This window comes from Terasakiispira papahanaumokuakeensis, assembly GCF_001709345.1.
GTDB classification, from domain to species: Bacteria; Pseudomonadota; Gammaproteobacteria; order Pseudomonadales; family Halomonadaceae; genus Terasakiispira; species Terasakiispira papahanaumokuakeensis.
In genome coordinates, this window is record NZ_MDTQ01000001.1 from 210,536 (window position 1) to 225,663 (window position 15,128).

General features: G+C 54.3%; 13 protein-coding genes. 2 read left to right on the forward strand and 11 right to left on the reverse strand.

All coding sequences use genetic code 11. The features are described 5' to 3' along the window. Positions 1 to 237: 237 nt before the first annotated feature. From BFW38_RS00915 to guaB, 4 genes are all read right to left on the reverse strand, one after another. Positions 238 to 654, reverse strand: coding sequence for a type II toxin-antitoxin system VapC family toxin (locus BFW38_RS00915; RefSeq protein ID WP_068996699.1), 417 nt, complete (start codon positions 652 to 654; stop codon positions 238 to 240). Then, positions 651 to 905, reverse strand: coding sequence for a FitA-like ribbon-helix-helix domain-containing protein (locus BFW38_RS00920; RefSeq protein WP_068996700.1), 255 nt, complete (start codon positions 903 to 905; stop codon positions 651 to 653). The genes BFW38_RS00915 and BFW38_RS00920 overlap by 4 nt, the downstream gene beginning before the upstream one ends. 409 nt (positions 906 to 1,314) lie before the next feature. Further along, the gene (gene guaA / locus BFW38_RS00925; RefSeq protein WP_068996701.1) at positions 1,315 to 2,889 is read right to left on the reverse strand and encodes a glutamine-hydrolyzing GMP synthase; all 1,575 of its coding nucleotides are present in this window, start codon (positions 2,887 to 2,889) and stop codon (positions 1,315 to 1,317) included. A 112-nt stretch (positions 2,890 to 3,001) separates the two neighbouring features. Continuing rightward, positions 3,002 to 4,471: an IMP dehydrogenase gene (guaB, locus tag BFW38_RS00930; RefSeq protein ID WP_068996702.1), complete on the reverse strand. Its 1,470-nt coding sequence runs from the start codon at positions 4,469 to 4,471 to the stop codon at positions 3,002 to 3,004. A gap of 261 nt (positions 4,472 to 4,732) precedes the next feature. Here guaB and xseA point away from each other — a divergent pair, with 261 nt between their 5' ends. Together xseA and BFW38_RS00940 are read left to right on the forward strand one after the other, a co-directional pair. Next, the gene (gene xseA, locus BFW38_RS00935) at positions 4,733 to 6,205 is read left to right on the forward strand and encodes an exodeoxyribonuclease VII large subunit (protein ID WP_084004369.1); all 1,473 of its coding nucleotides are present in this window, start codon (positions 4,733 to 4,735) and stop codon (positions 6,203 to 6,205) included. After that, the gene (locus BFW38_RS00940; RefSeq protein WP_084004370.1) at positions 6,180 to 7,085 is read left to right on the forward strand and encodes a peptidoglycan DD-metalloendopeptidase family protein; all 906 of its coding nucleotides are present in this window, start codon (positions 6,180 to 6,182) and stop codon (positions 7,083 to 7,085) included. The genes xseA and BFW38_RS00940 overlap by 26 nt, the downstream gene beginning before the upstream one ends. Before the next feature lie 45 nt (positions 7,086 to 7,130). Here the strand turns inward: BFW38_RS00940 and der are convergent, their stop codons facing one another. The 7 genes from der to BFW38_RS00975 all read right to left on the reverse strand — a co-directional run bounded on the left by der (position 7,131) and on the right by BFW38_RS00975 (position 15,127). Beyond that, positions 7,131 to 8,624, reverse strand: coding sequence for a ribosome biogenesis GTPase Der (der, locus tag BFW38_RS00945; protein WP_068996705.1), 1,494 nt, complete (start codon positions 8,622 to 8,624; stop codon positions 7,131 to 7,133). Positions 8,625 to 8,755: 131 nt separating this feature from the next. Then, positions 8,756 to 9,910 (reverse strand): outer membrane protein assembly factor BamB, encoded by a 1,155-nt coding sequence (gene bamB / locus BFW38_RS00950; RefSeq protein ID WP_068996706.1) that lies wholly within the window; start codon positions 9,908 to 9,910, stop codon positions 8,756 to 8,758. Beyond that, on the reverse strand, positions 9,910 to 10,563 hold the full coding sequence (locus BFW38_RS00955) for a YfgM family protein (protein ID WP_068996707.1): 654 nt from the start codon (positions 10,561 to 10,563) through the stop codon (positions 9,910 to 9,912). Before BFW38_RS00955 ends, bamB begins: the two co-directional genes overlap by 1 nt. Positions 10,564 to 10,661: 98 nt before the next feature. After that, on the reverse strand, positions 10,662 to 11,945 hold the full coding sequence (gene hisS, locus BFW38_RS00960; protein ID WP_084004371.1) for a histidine--tRNA ligase: 1,284 nt from the start codon (positions 11,943 to 11,945) through the stop codon (positions 10,662 to 10,664). 62 nt (positions 11,946 to 12,007) lie between these two features. Continuing rightward, positions 12,008 to 13,123, reverse strand: coding sequence for a flavodoxin-dependent (E)-4-hydroxy-3-methylbut-2-enyl-diphosphate synthase (ispG, locus tag BFW38_RS00965; protein ID WP_068996708.1), 1,116 nt, complete (start codon positions 13,121 to 13,123; stop codon positions 12,008 to 12,010). 131 nt (positions 13,124 to 13,254) lie between these two features. Then, entirely contained in the window at positions 13,255 to 14,340 is a 1,086-nt protein-coding gene (locus tag BFW38_RS00970; RefSeq protein WP_068996709.1) for a RodZ domain-containing protein, read from the reverse strand. Next, positions 14,333 to 15,127: a tetratricopeptide repeat protein gene (locus BFW38_RS00975; RefSeq protein ID WP_084004373.1), complete on the reverse strand. Its 795-nt coding sequence runs from the start codon at positions 15,125 to 15,127 to the stop codon at positions 14,333 to 14,335. The genes BFW38_RS00970 and BFW38_RS00975 overlap by 8 nt, the downstream gene beginning before the upstream one ends. Position 15,128 lies beyond the last annotated feature (1 nt).

Below are 15,128 nucleotides of genomic sequence, written 5' to 3' on the forward strand. Positions count from 1 at the left end.
ACCGGAAATTGCTGCCTATATAGCCTAGGAGCTCTTCTCTTAAGTCGTCAGAATCAATACGCAGTATCCTGCCCAGCCCTTCGAATCCTTGGGTCTCTAAGTCATCCAACGCTGCAACATATTCTTTGGCTCTCCGTCTTTCCTGTCTCAGGAGAGCCCGGCGTCCAGACCAGCGCGACACCGTTCAAACGCGTGGCCTCTTTGGTTAAACATCGGTGTTATTGTCCCGGGGAACGGTTAGGATTCCCAAGGGTTAATTACGTCTACATTGGCCGCTTCAAAGGGGGCCATGTCGCAGGATGCAACCTGGTAGCCTTGTGATGCAGCAATGGCAGCAATGTAGCCATCCGGTACAGGGAAACCACGCCCAGCGGTTCTGGCGGTTACGGCCAGATCGGCGTACTTGCGGGCCGCATCCGTGTCAAAGGGCAATATTCGCTCCCTGAACAACTGCATAAGGCCGTCTAGGGTCTCGCTTAGCAGGTCCTTGCGCTTCCCATTCGGCAGCGCCGCAATGTCAAACAACAGTTCAGCCAGCGTCACGCTGGATAGATACAGCGTTTCGGCTGACTGCTGATTAAGCCAGGCTCTCACGGCTGGATCTGGTTCGGGCTTCATCGCCTCGGAAACGACGTTGGTATCCAGAACGATCATTCAAACCTCATAGGCTCAGCCGGTGTTTTGTCGCGCACCTGCTCGAAGACTGCAAAGTCTTCATTGGTCAGCCCAACCTTACGGCCCAGCTCAGCCAAGGCGTCCCCCATTTTGAGGCGAGTTTCTGGCCGCGTGGCCTCTTCCAGGATGGCCCGCACCTCAGCCTCAGCGCTGCGGTGATGCCGCTTGGCCCGCGCTTTCAGTGCATTGTGTACTTCGTCAGGAATGCTCCTGATGGTCATCATGCCCATAGCTTTAACCTCCTATTGCATGTGATAGGCGCTTGTGCGCTCTATATGCATTCAATATAACAAAATGAATGCATTGAGCAAGTTTGACCAGCGTCAGCCGGTAGCGGTGATTTTCAACCCCGTTGTCCAAATGACGGCCTCTAAGCCGCCTGTTTATGACGCTCAACTTCCTTCAGATTGCCAGGGTTGAGCGGTACTGAACCGGGGACCTCCCAATTTCGGGTTTTGCTCGATCAACCCGTTTTGGAATATCGCTACTTTGTCGGCAATGGCTTTCATCTTCGGGCCTTGTGCGTTGTTATGCAGCCATAACGACAAAAGTGATGACTAACATGACCATAAAAAATGCCAGTCAGAAACTGACTGGCATCTTAGTGAGTTGGAAAGCTTAATCGCTATCTAGCGAGCCCTACTCCCACTCAATCGTTGCAGGCGGTTTGCTGCTGACGTCGTAGGTGACGCGGGAGACGTGTTCGATTTCGTTGATGATGCGGTTGGAGACTTTTTCCAACAGGTCGTAGGGCAGGTGGGCCCAACGGGCGGTCATGAAGTCGATGGTTTCAACGGCGCGTAGGGCGATGACCCATTCGTAGCGACGGCCGTCGCCGACGACGCCAACGGATTTCACCGGTAGGAAGACGGCGAAGGCTTGGCTGGTTTTGTGGTACCAGTCGGCGTTATGCAGTTCTTCTATGAAGATGGCGTCGGCTTCACGCAGGATGTCGGCGTATTCTTTTTTCACTTCGCCGAGAATGCGTACGCCCAGGCCGGGCCCCGGGAAGGGGTGACGGTAGACCATGTCGTAGGGGAGGCCGAGTTCGAGGCCGATTTTGCGCACTTCGTCTTTGAAGAGTTCACGCAGGGGCTCGACCAAGTCCATTTTCATGTCGTCAGGGAGGCCACCGACATTGTGGTGAGATTTGATGACGTGGGCTTTGCCGGTTTTGGAGGCGGCGGATTCGATGACATCCGGGTAGATGGTGCCTTGGGCCAGGAAGTCGACATCGGTCAGTTTGACGGCTTCGGCATCGAAGACGTCGATAAAGGTATTGCCGATGACTTTACGTTTGGCTTCCGGGTCGTCGATACCGTTGAGACGGCTGATGAAGAGGTCTTCAGCGTCAACACGGATGACTTTGACGCCCATGTTCTGAGCGAACATTTCCATCACCTGGTCGCCTTCGTTTTTCCGCAGCAGGCCGTTATCGACGAATACGCAGGTCAGTTGATCGCCAATGGCTTTGTGCAGCAGGGCAGCAACAACGGAGGAGTCAACTCCCCCTGAGAGGCCTAGCAGTACTTTGCGGTCGCCCACTTGTGCTTGTACGCGAGCGGATAAGTCTTCGATGATGCGGGCTGGTGTCCAGAGGGCTTCACAGCCACACATGTCACGCACAAAGCGTTCCAGCAGGCGCATGCCCTGCAGCGTATGGGTGACTTCGGGGTGGAATTGAACGCCATAGAATTGCTTCTCGACGCAAGCCATGGCGGCAATCGGGCAGCTTGGCGTGGAGGCAATGACTTCAAAGCCTTCAGGAATACGGGCCACTTTGTCGCCGTGGCTCATCCAGACATCCAGCAGGGCTTTGCCGTTGTCGCCCATGTGATCTTTGATGTCTTTAAATAACGGCGAGGTGGGCTCTACTTCGATTTGCGCGTAACCAAACTCACGCTTCTGGGAGCCTTCAACGGCGCCGCCCAGTTGTTCAGACATGGTTTGCATGCCGTAGCAGATGCCTAAAATCGGCAGCCCCATTTCGAAAATACCCTGAGGCGCGCGGGGAGAGCCGAGTTCGGTGACTGATTCTGGGCCGCCGGCCAGGATAATACCTTTGGGATTGAATTCGCGGATTTCCGCTTCGCTCATATCAAAGGCGCGGATTTCAGAAAAAACACCCAGCTCACGAACACGGCGGGCAATCAGCTGTGTATATTGAGAGCCAAAATCAAGAATCAAAATCTTATGCGCGTGAATATCGGTCATGAGAGGTCTCGCTGCCAGTCAGGGCCTAAAATGGCGGTTTAAAAAACGGTGTAACGTTCAAAAAACAACGGGAGGCCTTGTGCGGCCTCCCGTATCTGATCACCGACCCAATTTAGCTGCCCCGGTAGTTGGGCGCTTCTTTGGTGATCTGGACGTCATGGACGTGTGATTCTCGCATCCCGGCGCCGGTCACTTTGACGAAACTGGGCTTGGTGCGCATTTCGTTGATATCCCGGCAACCCGTGTAGCCCATGGAGGCGCGTAAGCCGCCCATCAGCTGGTGGACGATCGCGCCCATGCTGCCTTTGTAAGGTACGCGGCCTTCGATGCCTTCCGGAACCAGCTTTTCAACGCCTTCGTCTTTGTCCTGGAAGTAACGGTCAGAAGAGCCTTGCGTTTGGGACATAGCACCCATGGAGCCCATGCCACGATAAGCTTTATAAGTTCGGCCTTGATACAGTTCAACTTCACCAGGGGCTTCTTCAGTACCGGCCAGCAGGCTGCCGACCATGACCACATTGGCCCCTGCGACAATGGCTTTGGCTAAATCGCCGGAGAAGCGAATACCGCCGTCAGCGATCATCGGAATGCCATAAGGTTTGATAGCCTCAGAGACATTGGAGATGGCTGTGATCTGCGGTACACCGACACCGGCGACGATACGTGTGGTGCAGATTGAGCCCGGGCCAATGCCCACTTTGACCGCATCAGCCCCGGCTTCTGCCAGCGCAACAGCGGCATCAGCAGTGGCGATATTGCCGCCGATAACTTGAATCTGTGGGTAGTTTTCTTTCACCCAGCGCACGCGGTCGATGACGCCTTTGGAGTGACCGTGGGCCGTGTCGACGACGATAACGTCAACGCCGGCTTCGGCCAGAGCGGCGACGCGCTCGGGGGTTTCCGGCCCAGTACCGACTGCTGCGCCGACTAATAGGCGGCCATCTTCATCTTTGGCGGCATTGGGGTAGGTTTTGGCTTTTTCGAGGTCGCGGAAAGTCACCAAGCCTTGCAGCGTGAAGTTGTCATCGACCATCAGCATTTTTTCAACGCGATGCTCGTACAACTTGGCTTTGATGGCTTTCAGTGGGGTACCGATACGGCTGGTGATCAGCTTGTCTTCAGGCGTCATGATCGCCGCAACGGTGTCACCGGCATCAGGCTTGACGCGTAGATCTCGGCCGGTCACGATGCCGACCAGTTTGCCGTTTTCAACCACAGGGAAGCCCGAAAAGCCGTACTCTCGGGACATCGCCATGATTTCATGAATCTTGGCATCGGAGGACACCGTCACGGGGTCTTTTACAACAACGGATTCATGTTTTTTGACCTTGCGAACTTCTGCGGCTTGTTGTGCCACTGTCATGCTTTTATGGATGATGCCGATGCCACCTTCTTGGGCCATGGCAATGGCCAGGCGCGCTTCAGTGACGGTATCCATTGCAGCAGAAATGACAGGCAGATTTAATTCGATATTTCGTGTCAGGCGGGTTTTTAACGAGACTTCTTTGGGGAGAACTTCGGAATAACCCGGAATTAGAAGCACGTCATCGAAGGTGAGGGCTTCTTCAACAATACGCAACATAGCAAGTGGCCTGCGAAGTTTGGATCGGGAAGGAGAGAAAAGATTAATCCCCTATTTTAACTGTCTTCAGGTTTTGCGTAAACTGCCGAAAGCGTGTCTTGCGTAAGCCCGTGTCTTGCGTAAGCCCGTGTCTTGCGTAAGCCCGTGTCTTGCGTAAGCCCGTGTCTTGCGCCAACAACTCATACCGGTTTGAAGTGAGCGTATGGGCATCCTCATGGTGATGGTGCTGTTTAACCTGCTGATAAGCTGAGCCTCTTCTTTATGTCTGCTTCTACTCCTCTTGCGCCTCATGAACGTTCCAGCCTTGAGCGTCCGTTATCTGTCTCACAATTAATGGGACGCTTGAACCGCCTTTTGGAGTTAAAAGTTCCTTCTTTTTGGGTTGAAGGCGAGGTGACGGATTTTAAAGCCATGCGCTCGGGCCATTGGTATTTTGCGCTGAAAGATGAACGGTCACGTATTCAGTGTGTGATGTTTCGAGGGCGTAATCAGTTATTGCCGCGGCCGTTGCGTGAAGGGGATTTAGTGCGTGCTTCGGCCCAGGCCGGGATCTATGAGCCTCGTGGCCAGCTCCAAGTAGTGATTGAAGGTATCGAATTGTCGGGAGATGGGGCTTTACTGGCCGCTTTGGAAGCCCTCAAGCAGAAACTGGCTGGCGAAGGTTTATTTGACCCCGCGCGGCGTCGGCCGTTACCGCCTTGTCCTCAGGTCATTGGGGTGGTGACGTCGGCTCAGGCGGCGGCACTCCGCGATATTCTACATGTGTTGGAACGGCGTTGGCCGGTGGCTGAGGTTCGGGTTTTTCCAGCCCAGGTTCAAGGGGAGGAGGCGCCGGTTGAGTTACGCCGCGCTTTGGCCTTGGCCCAGCGTGAGGAGGCGGGGCAGGCTTGTGATGTGCTGATTTTGGCGCGAGGGGGTGGGTCTTTAGCCGATTTACAGGCGTTTAATGATGAGTGGTTGGCCCGCATGGTCGCCGCTTGTCGTATTCCTATTGTGACGGGCGTGGGCCATGAAACGGATACGACGCTGGTGGATTACGCGGCCGATCTGCGGGCCCCAACGCCGTCGGCCGCCGCTGAAGCAGTCTCGCCTAGTCGGGATGAGTATCTGAGCCGGTTGCAGTATGCCGCTGGACGTTTGCAACAGGCGGTCGCGCGGGGTTTGCAGCAGCGGATACAGCGTCTGGATGAGCTCAGTCGGCGATTTAGCAATCCTTTGGATCGACAAGGCCCGCAACAACAGCGTTTACAACAGCTATCACGGCGTTTGATGTCGGCGGGTCAGCGTTATTTAGTGTTGGAGCAGCAGCGCTTGGGGCAGCTTCAACAGCGCCTGGAAGCGGCGAACCCTGTACGCTATTTACAGCATGCGGAACAACAGTTGATAGGGTTGCAAGCGCGGTTATGGCGTCATTCGCCTGAACGGCAGGTGCAACAAGGGCAAGCGGCGTTGACGCAGCTGTCACAACGATTGGCGCGTGCGATCACGCAATGTTGTGATCAGCGCCAGATGCATTTAGCTCACCTGGGGCAGCGCTTACATCTGGTGAGCCCGCTGGCCACCTTAGGTCGTGGCTATGCGCTGGTTCAGGATGATCAGCAGCGTATTGTGCAAACGGCAGGTGCTGTTCAAGTGGGCGATCAATTAACGGTCCGTTTGGGCGAAGGAGGGTTGAGCTGCTGTGTGGAAGATACTTGGGAGTCGTTGGATGATGAGTATAAGGTTTCCCCTTAATCATAACGGGGCCTTCCGGTCAGTGTTGAGGCGCCGTCTGTTCGGCCGTCTGTTCGGCCGCCTGTTCTTGTGTTTGCTGGCTATGGGCGCGGGGTCCGCTGTCGCGGATGGGTTTAGACCTGAACAAGGGCGTTATCCCGGGGGTGTGGCCATCATTGAGGTGCCTCAGCATAGTCAATCGGCCCCTTTGGTGACGTTTCAAGGCAAACGTTTGTATACCCAACGCACGCCAGCGGGTGATTGGGAAGCTTGGGTGGGGCTGCCGTTATCACTTCAACCGGGTGACTATCAGGTGGATTGGGCGGTGAAGGCGGGCAGTTTGCCGCTGCGCTTTACCGTTGAGCCGAAACAGTATCGTGAGCAGCGTTTAAACGTCGATCGCAAACATGTGGATTTATCCGCTGAAAATTTGGCGCGTTATCAACGAGAAAAGCCAGAAATACTCGGCGCTTTGGATGGTTGGCGGCCGACCCAGACGCCATTAGGCGAACAGGCTTTTGTGCCGGTGATGGGGGAGCGCAGTGATAGCTTTGGGTTTCGCCGTATTTTTAATGGTGAGGCTCGTAAACCACATTCTGGGATGGATATTGCCGCGCCAAAAGGCATGCCGGTGTATAGCCTCTTGCCGGGTCGAGTGGCGGCCATTGGGGATTATTTCTTCAATGGTAAGACAGTCATTCTCGATCACGGTCAAGGGTTGACCAGTTTGTATTGCCACTTGTCGTCGATTGAGGATCTGCGTATTGGCCAGACGTTGCCGGGCGGGACCCCGTTGGGAGAGGTGGGGGCGACCGGGCGTGTTACCGGACCTCATTTACACCTGACGGTGTCGCTCAATGGGGCCCGTGTCAACCCGGCGCTTTTTTTGCCGAAACCGTAATGTTGCCCAAGCCGTAATGCACCTGGGCTGATGACTTGAACGCGTTTAGCGGCGTTTACGACGCTCATCACGAGCTTCTTTGGTTTTACGCAGCTGGCGTGCTTTAGCGGCTTCGCGGCTATCTTTGTGGTTAGGATCGAAGGGGTTTTCGCCGCTGCGGAATTCAAAACGCATCGGTGTGCCTCGAACCTTGAGCACCTTGCGGAAGGTGTTCATCAGATAACGTTTGTAGTTATCCGGCAATCGGTTGGTCTGATTGCCGTGCACCACAATGATGGGCGGGTTAACCCCGCCTTGGTGAGCGTAACGCAGTTTAATTCGACGGCCTTGAGTGACGGGTGGCTGGTGTTCGGCCACGGCATCAATCAGGAGGTTGGTCAGGCGGTTGGTTGACCAGTGCGTGGTCGCTGAGGCGTAAGCCTTTTCGATCGACTTGAAGACATTGCCGACCCCGGTGCCGTGAAGGGCCGAGATGAAATGTATGTCAGCATAGTCGACAAAGCCTAGGCGGCGTTCGATGTCTTGCTTGATCGCCTGTTTGTCATCCTGGGTCATGCCATCCCATTTATTGATCGCTAAGACCAGGGCGCGGCCGGATTCGAGCACGAAATCGAGCAGGTGTAGATCCTGTTCGACCAAGCCGGTGCGGGCATCCATCACCATCACCGCCACGTTACATTCGCGAATCGATTGCAGCGTTTTGACGATAGAGAATTTTTCTGCGGTTTCGCTGACATTCTTGCGACGACGAATACCCGCTGTATCCACTAGGGTGTAGCCTTTGCCGTTACGCTCAAAGGGAATGCTAATGGCATCTCGTGTTGTGCCCGGTTGGTCAAAGACGACGACGCGCTCTTCGCCCAAAATTCGATTGACCAGGGTGGACTTGCCCACATTCGGGCGCCCGATTACGCCGATTTTTAGGTCGCGAGCGGGGCGTTGATCGGATTCAGTGCCATCGCTTTCCTGTTCCGTACCTTCCTGTTCCGTACCTTCCTGTTCGGCGTCTTCAGGGTGTGCTAACAGTGCCGCATCATCATCTTCTTCACTGTCGACGGCTTCCAACAGGTCGCTGATCATGCCGGTGACGCCACGGTTATGGGCGGCGGCAATCTGGTAGGGGGCATTCATGGCTAGGCTGTAGAATTCGGCCAGTGCCATATCCGGGTCTAGGCCGTCTAGTTTATTGACGACGAGGTGGGCTTGCTTACCATTTTGGCGCAGGTAGGTTGCGATGGATTCATCCGCAGCCGTGAGCCCGGCACGAGCATCGACCAGAAACAGTACGATATCGGCTTCATCAATCGCCAGTAGTGATTGACGTGCCATGGCGGCATCAATGCCGGTTTCATCTCCGCTGATACCGCCGGTATCAATCAGGATATAAGGTTTGCCGCCAACGCGTCCCTGGCCATATTGGCGGTCGCGGGTTAGGCCCGGGAAGTCCGCCACCAGGGCATCCCGGGATCGGGTAAGGCGGTTGAATAAAGTGGACTTGCCCACATTGGGGCGGCCGACCAAGGCAATTACAGGGATCATGATAGCGCTGTGTACTCTGTGGGGGCGCTCACGCGCGCCCGTCAATGAAATAAGAATAGGGTCAGGTTGATCTAACCGACACAGGGCCGGTCAGTGACCAGCCCTGTTATCTACGGTCATACCCGTATCTATTAATTATCGCGTATTGGGTGTAGTTCAAACAAGCCAAGATCACCACGAACGGAGTTGAAAATAACGCTTTTCCCATCCGTTACGGGGGGCGCTTTGACGCCGTCATAGTCGAATGCCGTTTGACCAACAATCTCACCGGTTTTGGGATCAATCGCGTGAATATAACCTTCTTCATCAGCGACGACGATATAGCCATTGACCAAGGCCGGTGAGGTCAAGTTACGACCAAATAAACCTTCTTGCTGCCATAGCGTATTGCCTCCAGAAAGTGACAAGGCCCGGATACGGCTGGCTTCATCAATCACAATCACTTCGCGACCGACAATGACCGGTGAGCGGTAGCTGGAGAGCTTTTTCTCCCAGCGACTGCGACCGCTGTATGGGTCTAGCGCCATGACATTGCCTTGGAAGCTGGTTGCAACCAAAGCACTGCCTTGCATCGCCGGTTGTCCATCGATATCGACCAATCGTTCGATATCGGTACGGCCTTGGGGTACAGCGATGGTGGCGCGCCAACGCACTTGACCGGTGCGATTGTCCAGCGCCACCAATTGCCCATCGGCAAAGCCCACATAGGTCATGGTGGCGGTGACGACCGGTGTACTGGTGCCACGCAGTGTCAGCAAGGGCTCGTTATGATCATATTGCCAGCGGACTCGACCATCAATCCGTGAGAGGGCTTGTACATGCCCATCACTGGTGTACTGAATGATCTGGTCATCGCGGATAATGGGCGGGCTCAGTGCTTCACTGGAGAGCTGGTGACGCCAGCGCTCGTTTCCGGTTTGGGCATCCAGGGCAACCAGTTCACCATTTTGCGTCGGTATCAGCACCAGCCGACTATCAGCGGCTGGGCTGGCACTGGCTCCTGCGTCAAGCGTCTTCCACCAGAGCGCTTTATCTTCTTTTAAATCGAAAGCTTGTACATAACCTTCAAGGTCAACGCTATAAAGGTGATGACCTTGTAATGCAGGTGCTAGCTGGTAGCCTCGCCATTTCTGACCAAAGCCGCCACTATCACTCCACGTTTGATCAATCTCAACCGTGCCTTTGTCATCTGGCAGCGGTGCTGGGGGATATTCGGGCTCAGGAATGCCGCTACAACCGGTGAGCCATAAAAGGCCTGTTAACCCCAGAATTGGCGCCAGACGCATCAGGCATCTCCCTGGGAACCGAGGTTATCAATTTTCATCTGGAGCGTGGGGTCACTCTGCCCTTGCTCGCGAGATGCCGTGAGCGCTTTATTGTAAGCTGCTCGGGCTTCTTCTTCTTTGCCGGTGGCGACAAGAAGATCACCTTTCAGCGCATCGTATTCGGCTTCAAAGCTGCCCGTCTCAACGCCGTTCAAGAGCGCCAGAGCTTCATCGGGTTTTGCTTGGGCTTTGAGTACCCGGGCCAAGCGTAAACGAGCGACCAGCTGGATCGTATCGACCTGACTATGCTTGAGCGCATGGCGCAGGTAGCCGGTGGCCGCGGCATAGTCCTTCTGTTCAACAGCAATACGTGCAGCAAATAAATCCGCATAGTCGGCATAGATGCTGCCGTCATATTCACCGGTCAGTTTCTCGACTAGGGCGTTGGCTTCTTTATTGCGTTGATCGCTGGCGGGCTGCTGAATGACGGTTGTCAGTTGTTGATACAGCGCCGACGCGGCTTCGGCACGCTGGGTATTATAAGTTTCCCAGGCTTTCCAGCCGCCAATACCGGCCACGGCAATCGTGATACCGGCAATCAGCGATTTGCCGTTGCTTTGCCACCAATGTTTAAACGCTTCTAGCTGTTCTTCTTCGCTGCGCAGATCTGCCACTTATGCCTCCGCTGGGGGCGTCTGGTCACGCCCCGGTATCGACTGAGCTGAATGAAAGCGATGGCCATGCGATCTGATCGTCATGGCCGGATGGGCTTTCAAAGTGCAGTGTTTTCTTTTAGATAAGACGCGAGATCTCCTAAAGCGACGGAGACTTGGTCGCGCGCCTCACGCAAATATTTGATACTGACCTGTCCCTGAGCCACTTCATCTTCACCCAGCAGCAGCGCGATGGCGGCGCCAGATCGATCCGCTTTTTTCATCTGGGATTTGAAACTACCGCCACCACAATGGGTTTGTAGCCGCAGTTCTGGGAGCTCGCTACGTAAGCGCTCGGCTAACAGCAAGGCTTGATGGTCAATATCCTGACCCACGGCCAGCAGATAAACATCAATGTGTTGGTCTAAGGTGGCGGGGAACGCTTCGAGCGTCTCCAATAGTAGGATCAAGCGTTCCACCCCCATGGCAAAGCCGACGGCGGGAGTGGGTTTGCCTCCAAGCTGTTCAACCAGGCCATCATAGCGGCCACCGGCACAGACGGTGCCTTGGGCGCCCAGTGCTGTGGTGGTCCATTCAAAGACCGTTTTACCGTAATAATCCAGGCCACGCACCAGTGTCGGATTGACAACATAGTCAACGCCAGCATCATCGAGCATCGCTTTTAAGCGGTTAAAGTGCTCAAGACTTTCGGCGTCTATATAGTCATAAAAGCTCGGTGCGCCTTGCAGGACCTGACGCGTGCTTTCGTCTTTGCTATCCAGAATACGTAACGGGTTGCTGCTCAGTCGACGACGGCTGTCATCATCTAACTGATCCAGATGTTGTTCCAAATAGGCAACCAGTGCTGTCCGGTAGGCTTGACGAGCCTCACTAGAGCCAAGTGTGTTGAGCTCCAGAGTGAGGTGCGACAGGATTCCTAGTTGGCGCCACAGGCGAGCGCTCAGAAGGATGAGCTCGGCATCAATATCCGGGCCCGTCATGCCAAAAGTTTCAACCCCAATTTGATGGAATTGGCGGTAGCGTCCTTTTTGCGGGCGTTCATGTCGGAACATGGGCCCCATGTAATAAAGCCGCTGTTGTTGGTTGTAGGTCAGGCCATGTTCTTCACAGGCGCGCACACAGCCTGCCGTGCCTTCGGGGCGCAATGTCAGGCTATCGCCGTTGCGGTCTTCGAAGGTATACATTTCCTTTTCGACAATATCGGTGACTTCACCGATTGAGCGTTTGAACAATGCGGTTTGTTCAACAATCGGCATGCGAATTTCGCGATAGCCATAGCTGTTGAGCAGTTGTTTGACGGTACCTTCAAAATATTGCCAGCGGGCTGATACATCCGGGAGGATGTCGTTCATTCCGCGAATGGCTTGTATCTTCTGTGCCACGAGTGGATATCCTGTACTTTTCGCTGAAACATCAATTTTGACGCGGCTATAATTTTGCGCGGCTATTCGCTACGTGCAATGACCAGCCTTTCCTGCGCTTCTTTTTCGGCCACTTTTTCTCTAATCACGCTTTCTAGATCATCGACCAGATGGCTGGAATCCAGTTTGGATGCGGGTTTGCCATCGATATAGACCAGATGCTTCGGCGAGCCTCCGGTAAGCCCCAAATCGGCTTCCCGTGCTTCTCCTGGACCATTAACGACACAGCCAATCACAGCGACATCCAGAGGGGTCAGAATGTCATCAACGCGGGCTTCCAGGGCGTTCATGGTGCCGATCACATCAAAGTTCTGGCGTGAGCAGCTTGGGCAAGCGATAAAGTTAATGCCCTTACTGCGCAGACGCAGGCTTTTTAGGATGTCAAAGCCAACCTTCACTTCTTCCACCGGGTCTGCGGCCAGAGATACGCGCAAGGTGTCGCCAATGCCATCCATCAGCAACATACCAAGGCCAACAGACGACTTCACTGTACCGGAGCGCAGACCACCCGCTTCGGTGATACCCAGATGCAAGGGTTGCTCAATTTGTTCTGCAATTTGCCGATAAGCGGCCACGGCCATAAAGACATCGGAAGCCTTAAGGCTGACTTTGAACTCTTGGAAGTCCAGCCGATCCAGAATATCAATGTGACGTAATGCCGATTCGACCAACGCGGCAGGCGTTGGTTCACCATATTTTTTCTGCAAATCTTTTTCTAACGAGCCTGCGTTGACGCCAATTCGGATCGAAATATCTCGATCACGGGCGGCTGCGACCACTTCTCGGACGCGGTCTTCTCGACCAATGTTACCGGGGTTAATACGCAGGCAATCAACGCCTAATTCGGCAACGCGTAAGGCAATCTTGTAATCAAAGTGGATGTCCGCAATCAGCGGCAAGTTAACGGCCTGGCGAATTCGGCCGAAAGCCTCGGCGGCTTCCATACTGGGGACTGAAACACGGACCATATCTGCCCCAGCCGCTTCCAGCCGCTTAATTTGAGCGACGGTGGCTTCGACATCACAGGTCTCAGTGTTGGTCATGCTTTGGACGGAGATGGGCGCATCCCCGCCTACCAGCACATTGCCGACGCGAATCTGGCGAGATTGACGTCGTTGAATCGGGGAAGCATGTTGCATGGCGGTATCGCTGCACAGTTCGTCAATGAAAGATGGCGGACAGGGTAACTTACCCTGTCCGTTTTGTATCGTGTTGTGTTATGTCCGCTGACTCAATATTCAGTCAATCTTGAAGTCAGTCAACTGTAAAATCAGTCAACCGTAACGGTGGCATAGCCGTTACTGCGAATACGATCACTAATGTCTAGCTTTTTGCCCTGATGGTAGAGCGAGGCGCCGGGCGCATAACCGAGTCTGATATGGTAAGGCGTCGGGCCAGAGACCTGAAGTGATGAGCCTTTTGCAGCCACTTTAGAGACCAGAATTTTATCGTTGGCATCTTTCACTTCCAGCCAACATTTTTCGCTGAAACGGATGATCAGAGCATTCGGTGCGGCTGCTGAAGCGACTTCGGGCGTTGATGCACTATTGCTTCCAGCCGTGTCAGAGGGGCTCGTGTTTTCAGGCGTACCCGCCACTACTGAAGCTGGAGATTCAACCTGTGGGGCTTGAACCTCGGTGATCTCTGAGTTTTCAGTCGTTGCACTACCTTGATCATTGTGTGCCTGTGGCGCGGCCTCACGATTTGACGATGCTGTCTCTTGAGCCTCGTTATTTTGTGAACCTTTTACGGAGCGTTCGACCAGCGGAGCTGTTTTATCACGCGCCATTTGAGGTGTCGTTTGCTCTGCATCCCGGGCCTCTTGGTCACCCGAGTTGGCAATCACCGTGGTGCCGTCAGCCGTTTCTACTTTGACTTCTTCTGAAGAGAGTAGGCTGAGAGGCTCATCGGTTCGGCTTTGCCACCAGTTCACGGCTAAGGCCATGAGTGCGGCGATCACCATGAGTGTAAATAGGGTGAATAAGCGCTTACCCCAACGGCGCTTCGGGGCATTTAGCGGCTTAACTGAGGTGACTTTATAATGGTGCGTATCAGGTTCCTGATACTGCTCGGAGTATGCCGCTAGAATGTCTTGACTGTTGAGGCCCAGGAAGTTGGCATAGGCACGTAAATAGCCTTTGACAAAGGTGCTGCCATGCAGCTGACTATAGTCATCGTTTTCAAGGGCCGGAATATAAAAAGGTAGAAAGTTGAGCTTACGTGCAGCTTCTTCCTGAGAGAGACCTCGTTTTTCACGGGCCTGCCGCAATGCTTGGCCTGGAGAGGCCATTGCCTGTCCTGATTCTACCGAAGTGTTGGCCCCCTCGGTTGACTGTTCGGCGGTCTGATCAGTCATGATACTGGGAATCCTTGTCACTGAGGTGGTTCGTCGAAGATATCGGGTCATTGTGCTGACGACTCTTCAGCTCTGCTTCCATGACCTGATCCCCCCGGGCCTTCGCAATTTGAAGCCCAATTTTTTGAGCGCGCTCATTTAATTGAGTCCGTCCAGCATCAAAAAGTTGCCAATGATGCTGGGCTTTCGTCAATTGCTGCGTTTTAAGATACCACGTCGCCAGCTCTAAATGGACATCATAGGCCATAGGGTTCAGGTCCAGAGCACGCTGAAAGTGGTCTAAGGCCGCCTGGGTCTGCCCCAGTTTGAGCTCGCATCGCCCGAGATTAAGCAGGATGCGGTCCCGGTGCGGATAGCGAATATCCTGCACGGCCACTTGCAGTTGGCTCCGAGCTTCATCATAACGGCTTTGTTTAAATAGGAAAGCCGCATAATTGTTGCGGGCAATGGTTGAATCAGTATCTGACTGCAATGTTTCAATAAAATAGTGTTCGGCCAGACGCCTTTCGTTTTGTCGGGCAAAAATCAGTGCCAAGCCATGTAATGCTTTTGGGTCATGGGCATTTAAGGCTAAGGCCTGATGAAAATATTTCTGTGCACGGCCCAGTTGGTTCGAGCGTAAATAAGTGTAACCAAGCTGTTGGTAGGTGTCGATGGCTTGGTTTTTTTCTGGGGAGGGGCGCTGGTGACTGCAAGCCGTGAGGGTGAGAGCCGAGAGGGCAAAGAGCATCAGGAATACCCCAATGCTCTGTCGCCGTGTCCTGATGATGCGTCGCGCCTTAGGCATC

Bases quoted from the DNA above. Each gene is read 5' to 3' on its own strand.
- BFW38_RS00970 (WP_068996709.1), bottom strand. From the start codon at position 14,340: ATGACTGATCAGACCGCCGAACAGTCAACCGAGGGGGCCAACACTTCG.
- guaB (WP_068996702.1), bottom strand. From the start codon at position 4,471: ATGTTGCGTATTGTTGAAGAAGCCCTCACCTTCGATGACGTGCTTCTA.
- BFW38_RS00915 (WP_068996699.1), bottom strand. From the start codon at position 654: ATGATCGTTCTGGATACCAACGTCGTTTCCGAGGCGATGAAGCCCGAA.
- guaA (WP_068996701.1), bottom strand. From the start codon at position 2,889: ATGACCGATATTCACGCGCATAAGATTTTGATTCTTGATTTTGGCTCT.
- BFW38_RS00975 (WP_084004373.1), bottom strand. From the start codon at position 15,127: ATGCCTAAGGCGCGACGCATCATCAGGACACGGCGACAGAGCATTGGG.
- xseA (WP_084004369.1), top strand. From the start codon at position 4,733: ATGTCTGCTTCTACTCCTCTTGCGCCTCATGAACGTTCCAGCCTTGAG.
- BFW38_RS00920 (WP_068996700.1), bottom strand. From the start codon at position 905: ATGGGCATGATGACCATCAGGAGCATTCCTGACGAAGTACACAATGCA.
- bamB (WP_068996706.1), bottom strand. From the start codon at position 9,910: ATGCGTCTGGCGCCAATTCTGGGGTTAACAGGCCTTTTATGGCTCACC.
- der (WP_068996705.1), bottom strand. From the start codon at position 8,624: ATGATCCCTGTAATTGCCTTGGTCGGCCGCCCCAATGTGGGCAAGTCC.
- BFW38_RS00940 (WP_084004370.1), top strand. From the start codon at position 6,180: ATGATGAGTATAAGGTTTCCCCTTAATCATAACGGGGCCTTCCGGTCA.
- ispG (WP_068996708.1), bottom strand. From the start codon at position 13,123: ATGCAACATGCTTCCCCGATTCAACGACGTCAATCTCGCCAGATTCGC.